This is a genomic window from Microcystis sp. LSC13-02 (assembly GCA_002282935.1).
Lineage (GTDB): Bacteria > Cyanobacteriota > Cyanobacteriia > Cyanobacteriales > Microcystaceae > Microcystis.
The window spans coordinates 5,320-13,893 of sequence record MTBT01000107.1 but is presented as its reverse complement, the minus strand read 5'-3'; the positions used below and the strand labels follow the sequence as shown (position 1 = coordinate 13,893).

Here is an 8,574-nt window from a genome sequence, read left to right as displayed (position 1 = left end):
AATCCTATTTTCTTGCACTAACATCGGACTTTAACAGGTCAAAAGCTTTATTTTAAAAGGGTTTTACCATTATTCAGCAAGCCCTAAATAATAATTCCGTAAAACATGGATATGGCTGGCATTTGTATCCTTGTGGTTATTTGAGAGGGATAGGTTTATTATAGCGAAAGAAAATCCGATAAGTCGGAGCGTTACTTTTCATGGATCAATATTTCGGGAAATAGTCAGGTATTTATCCTCCAATCGGATAATTCTCGCAACTTGCTCAGGATTTGGCGAGTTATAGGAGTTGGTTTCGCTCTAGGACGCGTTATGTTTACAAAATCTCGATCTCGCGCTCGATTACGGTGATAATTTGTAAAATATTTCTAGATTCGCTTGGTTGAACGTTTAACTCGTCTCCCACATGGACATGATCGGGAAAATTGGCTAGATCGGGAAAATGTTCCACGTTATCCCAGCGTTTTCTTAACTTCTGTTTGCTTGCGTCCATCCATTGATAGCGATAGCTTATCGTAACGATGCGTTGATCGATCGAGGTAAAAGCTTCAGCAATTTCTAAAAAATCTCCGTTCGTTAAAAGGACTCTCGCTCGGAAATAGCCTCGATCGAATAAAATTCTTTCATCGACAATCGTAAAAGACTTGACGATCGAACTCTCGGATAATTTCCGTTTAACTAGGGGAATATAATCGACTATCTCCATCTAATTCCACCGTAAACCTATCTCTTTTCTAGCTGCCAATAGCATTTCATAATAAACATTCCACTCGAAATAATCCATATCGTCCCCTAGCTCACCGGAACGAAATCTAGGATAGAATTCTTCCGAACTCATGCGATATTGATTTTCGTATTGCTTGACACGGTTTTCTAAATCCAAAATTTGAGCGTTAATCTGCAAATTTTCCCGTTGTTCGCTCTCAATTTTTCGATTCAGTAACTCTCTTTCTTCCTCGGAGAGAGAGAGAATAATTCGTGCGAGAGAATCAATCAGTTGGGTATTCATTATCGTTAAAATCCGAGATAGGATTATACTAAATCCAGTTATTAAAGACTGATTATCTATTCCTCCTACCCCCCCGATGTCGGGGGGCAGGGGGGGTTGCCTCTTGCCTCTTGCCTATCCTGATAGGTAGCCTATACTCAACGGATTTAGGATTATTTCCCCTGAGAACTGTAGCAGATTCGATCGAGAACCGCTGCCATGACTTCTAGGAAATAATGGATGGATCAGGCTGCACCTATCCACCCTAAATGTCTAAATCTGCGGGGCTAAATTTCTTGTGAATCTGAGGAAAACCTAACTGTTTAATCACTTGATGTTTGCGTTCTTCCTCAAGGGATGACAACTGATTATAATTAACCCAGTGAATACAGTTAACCGGACAAGTCTCGATCGCTTCTTGAATAATTTCTTCCTCGTCACCGTCCTGATTATAGACGCGAGAGCGACCGTATTCACCTTCAATAAAAAAGGTATTGGGGGCAACGTGGGCGCAGTGTTTACAACCGATACAAGTGACCTCATCGACGTAAACCGCTTTCTGGCGCAGTAAACCGCCCAATTCAGGTTCAAAACCGGTGCGATCGGGGGAATCTCTTAGGAATCCCCCCAACTCTGGTTCAAAACCAGAGCGTTCGGGAGAAAAATCAGCCATTAGGCACTCCAACGTTGTACCACTAGACGAATAGAACCATCAGTATTTTTTTCCTGTGCTGCCACCTGAAAACCCTGTTTAGCAGTTTCTGCCAGAATGGTGTGGTAGGCATAACCTTGATTTACTTTTCTTAAAAATCCTTCTACGGTTAGGGGTTGTTGCCAGTATTGCAAATCGGCAACTAACTCGTACTCGTTACCATTCCAGCGAAAACCGATATCGTAATTGTTATCTTGTTCAATTACCACCTCTGCGGTTAAAGTTTGACCTTGATAACCTTTGACAGGGTGAGAACCCTCTTTCCATTCCATACCCATATCCGTTAGGGCGGCTTTTAGGTAGGATAGATCGCGGATTTTGGTTTTGATATTGCTAAAGTGTGACATGGTTTTTCAGTGGCTTAAATAAAGGGATTGGGAAAGATGAAAAATTACCAGTCGCTAAAAGTGGCTTTGTTGCTGACTTTCTCTGACTGGCTGACGGTTTGATGGTAATAATCCGAGGTTTTCTCTTGAGACATCAGCTGCCCGAGTTGTGCCTCGATCGCCGCCGTCACCTCTTGACAAGATGAACCGACTATGCCTGTCACCTTTTCCATGACGCGACCATCGGGATAGATAATAAACTCTAGGCTTTCCATGCTCATAGCTCTTCTCAGCGTGATCTGGGGTTTGCAAAGCTCCCTATCGTTTTAATTTACGATAGTTTGCTAATCGTAGCAATCTGGTTAAAATTTTAGCAAAACTTTATATTATCTCACCCAGCCACTTTCATTTTTTGTAAGTTTCCCGTAACTTTTCTTCATCGTCAAGGGCGAACCTTGACCGAGGAGGCATAATTTAACAAAACTACACAAAAAAGACGACCTGAAGCGATAAATTGAAAATAAAGGAGATGCAACGGCGAACCACGACCGCCGAGATCATAGAATTTTGTCTATAGGAATCAGAACAGATATGAATAAACAAATAGCCAGCGATCGCCTTCGGATCGGTGTTTTAGGTTTTGGTGGTTTAGGACAGGCTGCCGCTAGAATTCTCGCCCCCAAACAGGAAATGCTTTGGACTGCCGCCGCCGATAAAGCCGGTTTTGCCTACCACAAAGACGGTCTAGATGTCAATACCTGTAACAAAATTTATCATGACCAGGGTTCGATCGGTTATCTGGAAAATTACGGCAGTCTCAGCGAGAACAGTATCGAGGAATTAATCAAAACTGCCGACGTAGAAGGCTATTTTCTCGCCTTACCGAATTTACCTAACAATTTCATCGCCGATATCGCTAAAACTTTCATTCGCTTAGGTTGGCGCGGAGTTTTAGTCGATGCCCTCAAACGCACCAGCGCCATGGAACAAATCTTAGCACTACAAGCAGACCTAGAAGCCGCCGGCATCACCTACATGACCGGCTGCGGTGCTACCCCCGGACTGTTAACTGCGGCTGCCGCCCTAGCAGCCCAGAGTTATGGGGAGATTCATAGCGTTAAAATTACCTTTGGCGTGGGAATCGCCAACTGGGAGGCTTATCGTGCCACTATTCGCGAAGATATCGCCCATTTACCCGGTTACGACCCAGAAACGGCGCACCGGATGAGTGATGCGGAAGTGGAAATGCTGTTAAATAAAACCAATGGCATTCTCAGCCTCGAAAATATGGAACACGCAGACGATATTATGCTGGAATTAGCCGGAATTTGTGGACGCGATCGGGTTTCCGTCGGGGGTGTGGTGGATACGCGCAACCCGAAAAAGCCCTTGAGTACCAATGTTAAAGTCACGGGGCGGACTTTTGAAGGCAAAATTTCCACCCATACCTTCACTTTGGGTGATGAAACCAGTATGGCGGCTAATGTCTGCGGGCCAGCTTTTGGTTATCTGAAAGCGGGGGTTTCCCTACATCGTCGCGGTATCTACGGATTATGGACAGCAGCGGAGATTATGCCCCAATTTGTGCGCTAGGGGTTTCTCTGCCGTAAAATACCTAAAACTTTCGGGAAAATAGCGGGTAAGGGGGCGATCGCTTCTAGGCTCTCTCCCGTGACCGGATGTACTAAAATTAAACGATGGGCATGGAGTAATTGCCCGGGTAGATTAATCCCGATGGAACGACCTGAACTATAGAGGAGATCCCCAAGAATCGGATGACCGATTTGGCTGCTATGAACGCGAATTTGATGAGTTCTGCCAGTTTCTAGGCGAAATTCCATTAAGGTGTAGTTGCCCAGTCTTTCCTTGACTTGCCAGTGAGTGACGGCATTTCTACCTCCTTTTTCCACGGCAATAATCGCCATCTTTTGGCGATCGCTGCGGTGACGACCGATCGGCAGATCAATTGTACCTGTCTCCGTTTTGGGGACACCGTGGACGAGGGCGATGTATTCCCGGCGGGCAGTTTTGGTTTTTAATTGTGCCTGTAGGTGTTGATGGGCCTGGTCGGTTTTGGCAATAACGATCGCACCCGTGGTATCCTTATCTAAGCGGTGGACTATACCAGGGCGTTGAATTCCACCAATTCCGGCTAAATTCGGGCAGTGATGCAGTAAAGCGTTGACCAAGGTTCCCGATTCGTGGCCGGGAGCCGGATGAACCACTAAATCGGCAGGTTTATTGATAATAATCAGATATTCGTCTTCGTAAAGAATATCAAGCTCGATCGCCTCGGCGGTTAATTCCAGGGGTTGACTGTCGGGAATGGTAATCTTTAAGCGATCGCCTTGACCAACTTTAGTATTTTTATTAGTGCAAATTTGACCATTTAACTGTATATATCCCTGTTCTATCAGTTTTTGCAGCCTCGATCTCGATAAATCGGGCAATTGTGACCCCATCCAAGCATCTAAACGTTCTTTTTTTCCCGCAACTTCTAAGTTTAATTGGTTCATCGGTTTTTAGTGATCAGGGTGTAGGGTGTCGGGGAATCAAGAAAAACTGACTGGAGATTAGTTAATCTACTTAGCTCAACAATTCCAGTTAAGTAGGTAGGCGTTAAAAATTATCAGATCCCCCCGCCTATCGGCCCCCCTCTTATCAAGGGGGGCAGGGGGGATAAGAGACAAAATCTATCTTCAATTTAATTATAACTACTTACTTATTTTAACAGTAATTGAACTTGCTCTGGCTGCTTGAGATGGAAATCTTGGGATTAAATTTTCCTGATTTTTAAGTAGGTAGGTGTTAAAAACTTTCAGATGCCCCCCTTATTAAGGGGGGATTAAGGAGGGATCGAACCCAAAATCCATCTTCAATTTAATTATAACCAGCTACTTAACCACAAAAGCTACAGCAAATCAGTAGAGATTTACTCATCCCCAAAAAAATAGAGAGACGTTGTTATAATCAACGTCTCTAGATCAGAGTAAGCAAAGCTGTTTTAAACAACCGAATTATTGCCCACTTTAGTCAACAAAAAACCCATTTAAAACTCCTGAAATGATCGAAACCACGATCGAACCGAATAAAGCAGCAAAAAATGATTTTACCTCAAAGCCACTGATAAAATAGGAGGCTAAAGAAAAGGAAATGGCATTAACCACAAAAATAAATAACCCTAGGGTCAAAATGGTTAAAGGCAGGGTAAAAAGAATCAACAGGGGTCTAATGATAGCATTAATTAAACCCAAAGCGACAGCAGCTATCAAAGCCACGGTAAAATCTTTAATTTCTATACCGGGTACTATTCGCGCTGTAATCAATAAAGAGACGGCGGTAATCAACCAACGGAGGAAAAAAGATAACATAAGCCCATCCATCTAAAATAGTTCATCCTCATCTATTTTAATCGGCATCGCCACTTAAAGAGACGGGAGTTTTCAGGGAATGGTAACGAAAACTGACATTGAGTCCTTCTTCTGATTGTTCAGCCAATTCAAGTCTGAATTGCATCACTAGGCCGCTCTCCCCTGACAGAATACCTCATTTGCGGTCTGATAGTCAAGGCATTTTTGAGGCCGATTGTTAATTAAGTTTACGGCTCTTTTTACCTGCTCTGGTTTGACAATTGGGGTTGCTGAATCAAGATATGAATGTCAACTGTGTGCATCGTATCCAAAATATCTCAAATCAGCAACGCCTAGCGTTCTAATACCAATAAAGGAATCGGTTTCGCTTTTCGATCCCAACTCATTAAAACTATTTGTCCATGAATAGCTGGCTGCCAATTAGCTTGATCTGAGTCCGCATAAAGAAAGGTTTCTATACAATTAATAATCTCGTTAACAGTAGCGTAACTGGTTTGAGGGGGAAGTTTTGTCAGTTTAATCTGAATCCGAAATAAAACCCCTTTATTCGATTTTCCTTCCCCTTCCTGTGCTTCCACCTGGCAGGTGACATCAAAAGTTTTATTAATCTGTCTTTCTGCACCGACGATTCCCAGGGCATTTTTAGCTATATTTGGTCGTAAAGCTTCGCCGATCAATTTAGCTATCTTTATCTTAATTTGGTTAACAATGAAGTAATGAAAAATCTTCTCATCCATTCTCATCCGCAAATAATTAAGATTAAATGCTCTAGAATAGACAAGATCGGGGTTAATTTCCATTTGTTTGATAGTATGAAGTGCTGACTTCAAGTTTTTTTCTAAATCTTTACTTTTAAGTTGTTCAAGCTTAACTTTCTTTTTGATCTGTTCTATTTGTAATTTGCCGTAAATAATTAAACCGAACACAGCAATAGTTAATGCAATTGTGCTATAAAGCCAAGCAGAATTGGGGGGAGAGGTTTTAACCGCCGGTTCAGGAGAAGGAACTTGGACGATGGAATTTTCTTGAGAAAACACCGATGGACTCGAAAACCAGAGAGGGAACATAGTATCGGTTATACTGATAATAAACAGGAAGATTTGATAAAACTAATATTCCCAGAAAAGGGGCAGGACTAAACATGATATCTAGAAAAAATTTTAGCCAGAGCCAGCAAGTAAAAATCGGTAAAACGAGAATTGTTCGGGTATCAACTGGCATTTTAATGCTAATGAGTCTGCTTTCTCTCCTCTTAGCATCACCTAGTTTAGCATCTCCTGAGCCACCTAATTCGGTCATCGCCGCTACCCGTCAAGATTTGAGTCGGAAAACCAATATATCCGTTAATCGCTTGCAAATTCAAGCAGCACAACCACAAACCTGGCCCGATGGTTGTTTAGGATTAGCTAAACCGGGAGAATTCTGTACCCAAGCACTGGTGCAAGGATGGCGAATTATTCTGACTGATAAGCAAAAAACTTGGGTTTATCGCACCGATAGCAGTGGCACTAATCTCCGCTTAGAAAGGTGAATTTCTTTTGATATTTTCTGGCTGCTTTTTCGGCATCCCCAAAGCAGCGTTTTCCTGATTTGATTTTCCTCCCCCCAGGGAAGGCGAATTGTCTCAAGCACCCGGTTGGGTGATGAAAATCGACTGAGAATGGCTCTATGGTTTGTTTTAAGAACCTAGTCGTCTCTGGCAACGCTATTTAATTAATAATCCCAGTTTTTTGCTCTTTTTTGCCTTATAACCCCTGTGAGGCTGGGAAAAGTAAACAGTAATTCAGTCAACAGCCCTCAACTATCGTTAAGATGGATAGGAGAAGGTAAAGTTTTATATGTCCCCTTCAACTGCGTTTAGGAGTTCCTGCTAAAGATGACACAAGCTACTCAGACTCAAGAAAAAGGAATTTTACTCAGTGAGGCTGCCCTCAAACACCTTACCATGCTCAAAGAGCAACAGGGCAAGGATTTATGTCTGCGCGTGGGTGTGCGTCAAGGTGGTTGTTCGGGAATGTCCTATATGATGGATTTTGAGCATCCTAGCAATATTAGCCCCCAAGATGAGGTTTTCGATTACGATGGCTTTAAAATTGTTTCTGATAAAAAAAGCCTGCTCTATCTCTACGGTCTCATGTTAGATTACAGCAACGCGATGATCGGCGGTGGTTTCCAATTCACTAATCCCAACGCCAGTCAAACCTGCGGTTGTGGTAAGTCTTTTGGCGTTTAATATTTCTGTTGGGGTGATACCTTTCACCCCCGCCTCCCAGAGGCGTTTTTTTTTGGCCAAAACCCTTGACAAAATCGGAGACTTGCCTTATACTTCTTGTATAATGGGGATCCGTGCCTGCCTGCGAACCCTTCATTTTTAGGCTAGATACCCTGCTCTGAATCAGAGACGATAATAACCTGTTGATCATGATAGGGATTTTTCATTTCGATCGCTTTCCCTTCCCTTTGCTTGTCTGTTGGCCGCTGCATTACTGTCCTAGCACAATCAAAACATTGATAAAGCGCAAATTGGCTCTCTTAGGTTCGGTGGGTAAAATGTATTCTAAGATACAGTCCTGCGGGCGAGCGAGTGGAAGGAACCACAGAGACACAGAGAACACAAAGATCGATCGCTTCTATATAAGTTAAACTGATCACACAAAGAATAAGAGAGCCGCAAATTTACCGACAATCTTGCTAATTTAATCGACATTCTTCAAAGACGGGATCTCCCGGCGGTGGATGTCGCTTGAGGAGTATGTCAGCTTGGCGAATGTCAATTACCCTCTCTCGATTTAAGTCTAAAGCTGCAATCGTGACTTTTCCCACTGCCGTCAAGCTAATAATTACTCGACCGTCTGCCGACCAAATAAAATGGTCTTGCCAACGCTCCCTTCTCGGATGAAAGAGAGGTATGTCATCCCCTGAAGCTAAGTCTTTGATAGAGACCAGATTTCCCTTGCGGCGGTTGCAGTGAAAGCAAGCCAAGGCCAAATTATCCAAGCCGTCATCTCCTCCTTGAGTTAAGGGAATGACGTGGTCTATCGTAAAGGCAACATACTGCCATTTTTCTAAGGCATGGCAATACTCGCTTGACATCCTCGCCGCCGTAAAACGGACGGCGATTCCTCACCACGCCACTTTTTTAGGGTGGTCGCTGAACGGGGTTGACGCTTCACCGAA

12 protein-coding genes and 1 pseudogene are annotated in these 8,574 nt (G+C 43.2%); 3 read left to right on the top strand and 10 right to left on the bottom strand.

Annotated elements, in window-relative coordinates:
- Window positions 1–316: 316 nt before the first annotated feature.
- The 5 genes from BGL89_RS06635 to BGL89_RS06615 all read right to left on the bottom strand — a co-directional run bounded on the left by BGL89_RS06635 (window position 317) and on the right by BGL89_RS06615 (window position 2,307).
- A complete protein-coding gene (locus BGL89_RS06635) occupies window positions 317–706 on the bottom strand; it encodes a toxin-antitoxin system TumE family protein (protein ID WP_286825017.1) in 390 nt (129 codons plus the stop codon).
- Window positions 707–1,009 (bottom strand): hypothetical protein, encoded by a 303-nt coding sequence (locus BGL89_RS06630; protein ID WP_286825016.1) that lies wholly within the window; start codon window positions 1,007–1,009, stop codon window positions 707–709.
- A gap of 244 nt (window positions 1,010–1,253) precedes the next feature.
- The gene (locus BGL89_RS06625; RefSeq protein ID WP_002747586.1) at window positions 1,254–1,661 is read right to left on the bottom strand and encodes a ferredoxin; all 408 of its coding nucleotides are present in this window, start codon (window positions 1,659–1,661) and stop codon (window positions 1,254–1,256) included.
- A complete protein-coding gene (locus BGL89_RS06620) occupies window positions 1,661–2,047 on the bottom strand; it encodes a DUF1257 domain-containing protein (protein ID WP_286825013.1) in 387 nt (128 codons plus the stop codon). The genes BGL89_RS06625 and BGL89_RS06620 overlap by 1 nt, the downstream gene beginning before the upstream one ends.
- A 44-nt stretch (window positions 2,048–2,091) precedes the next feature.
- On the bottom strand, window positions 2,092–2,307 hold the full coding sequence (locus BGL89_RS06615) for a DUF2997 domain-containing protein (protein WP_286825012.1): 216 nt from the start codon (window positions 2,305–2,307) through the stop codon (window positions 2,092–2,094).
- A 310-nt stretch (window positions 2,308–2,617) separates the two neighbouring features.
- Between BGL89_RS06615 and bioU the strand changes: the two genes are divergently transcribed.
- Complete coding sequence (gene bioU, locus BGL89_RS06610) at window positions 2,618–3,619, top strand: (S)-8-amino-7-oxononanoate synthase BioU (RefSeq protein ID WP_286825011.1); 1,002 nt, start codon at window positions 2,618–2,620, stop codon at window positions 3,617–3,619.
- On the opposite strand, the gene BGL89_RS06605 is transcribed toward bioU, so the two are convergent.
- The 4 genes and pseudogenes from BGL89_RS06605 to BGL89_RS06590 all read right to left on the bottom strand — a co-directional run bounded on the left by BGL89_RS06605 (window position 3,616) and on the right by BGL89_RS06590 (window position 6,464).
- Window positions 3,616–4,542 carry an RluA family pseudouridine synthase gene (locus BGL89_RS06605; protein ID WP_286825010.1) on the bottom strand — a complete coding sequence of 309 codons (927 nt, stop codon included), beginning with the start codon at window positions 4,540–4,542 and terminating at the stop codon, window positions 3,616–3,618. The two genes, bioU and BGL89_RS06605, sit on opposite strands and share 4 nt — an antisense overlap.
- Before the next feature lie 513 nt (window positions 4,543–5,055).
- Complete coding sequence (locus BGL89_RS06600; protein WP_271989017.1) at window positions 5,056–5,397, bottom strand: phage holin family protein; 342 nt, start codon at window positions 5,395–5,397, stop codon at window positions 5,056–5,058.
- A 128-nt stretch (window positions 5,398–5,525) separates the two neighbouring features.
- Window positions 5,526–5,658: pseudogene (locus BGL89_RS06595) on the bottom strand (IS30 family transposase); the annotation flags it as partial.
- Window positions 5,659–5,729: 71 nt separating this feature from the next.
- The gene (locus BGL89_RS06590) at window positions 5,730–6,464 is read right to left on the bottom strand and encodes a hypothetical protein (RefSeq protein WP_286825009.1); all 735 of its coding nucleotides are present in this window, start codon (window positions 6,462–6,464) and stop codon (window positions 5,730–5,732) included.
- Between the two features lie 74 nt (window positions 6,465–6,538).
- Here BGL89_RS06590 and BGL89_RS06585 point away from each other — a divergent pair, with 74 nt between their 5' ends.
- Both BGL89_RS06585 and BGL89_RS06580 read left to right on the top strand, forming a co-directional pair.
- Complete coding sequence (locus BGL89_RS06585) at window positions 6,539–6,928, top strand: DUF8738 domain-containing protein (RefSeq protein ID WP_286825008.1); 390 nt, start codon at window positions 6,539–6,541, stop codon at window positions 6,926–6,928.
- Between the two features lie 345 nt (window positions 6,929–7,273).
- The gene (locus BGL89_RS06580; protein WP_286825006.1) at window positions 7,274–7,630 is read left to right on the top strand and encodes an iron-sulfur cluster assembly accessory protein; all 357 of its coding nucleotides are present in this window, start codon (window positions 7,274–7,276) and stop codon (window positions 7,628–7,630) included.
- Window positions 7,631–8,088: 458 nt separating this feature from the next.
- Here the strand turns inward: BGL89_RS06580 and BGL89_RS06575 are convergent, their stop codons facing one another.
- Entirely contained in the window at window positions 8,089–8,490 is a 402-nt protein-coding gene (locus tag BGL89_RS06575) for an HNH endonuclease (protein WP_286825004.1), read from the bottom strand.
- Between the last annotated feature and the right edge of the window lie 84 nt (window positions 8,491–8,574).

What these genes read in the sequence shown, in the direction of transcription:
- BGL89_RS06635 (WP_286825017.1), bottom strand. Translation starts at nt 706, where the DNA reads ATGGAGATAGTCGATTATATTCCCCTAGTTAAACGGAAATTATCCGAG.
- BGL89_RS06630 (WP_286825016.1), bottom strand. Translation starts at nt 1,009, where the DNA reads ATGAATACCCAACTGATTGATTCTCTCGCACGAATTATTCTCTCTCTC.
- BGL89_RS06625 (WP_002747586.1), bottom strand. Translation starts at nt 1,661, where the DNA reads ATGGCTGATTTTTCTCCCGAACGCTCTGGTTTTGAACCAGAGTTGGGG.
- BGL89_RS06620 (WP_286825013.1), bottom strand. Translation starts at nt 2,047, where the DNA reads ATGTCACACTTTAGCAATATCAAAACCAAAATCCGCGATCTATCCTAC.
- BGL89_RS06615 (WP_286825012.1), bottom strand. Translation starts at nt 2,307, where the DNA reads ATGAGCATGGAAAGCCTAGAGTTTATTATCTATCCCGATGGTCGCGTC.
- bioU (WP_286825011.1), top strand. Translation starts at nt 2,618, where the DNA reads ATGAATAAACAAATAGCCAGCGATCGCCTTCGGATCGGTGTTTTAGGT.
- BGL89_RS06605 (WP_286825010.1), bottom strand. Translation starts at nt 4,542, where the DNA reads ATGAACCAATTAAACTTAGAAGTTGCGGGAAAAAAAGAACGTTTAGAT.
- BGL89_RS06600 (WP_271989017.1), bottom strand. Translation starts at nt 5,397, where the DNA reads ATGTTATCTTTTTTCCTCCGTTGGTTGATTACCGCCGTCTCTTTATTG.
- BGL89_RS06590 (WP_286825009.1), bottom strand. Translation starts at nt 6,464, where the DNA reads ATGTTCCCTCTCTGGTTTTCGAGTCCATCGGTGTTTTCTCAAGAAAAT.
- BGL89_RS06585 (WP_286825008.1), top strand. Translation starts at nt 6,539, where the DNA reads ATGATATCTAGAAAAAATTTTAGCCAGAGCCAGCAAGTAAAAATCGGT.
- BGL89_RS06580 (WP_286825006.1), top strand. Translation starts at nt 7,274, where the DNA reads ATGACACAAGCTACTCAGACTCAAGAAAAAGGAATTTTACTCAGTGAG.
- BGL89_RS06575 (WP_286825004.1), bottom strand. Translation starts at nt 8,490, where the DNA reads ATGTCAAGCGAGTATTGCCATGCCTTAGAAAAATGGCAGTATGTTGCC.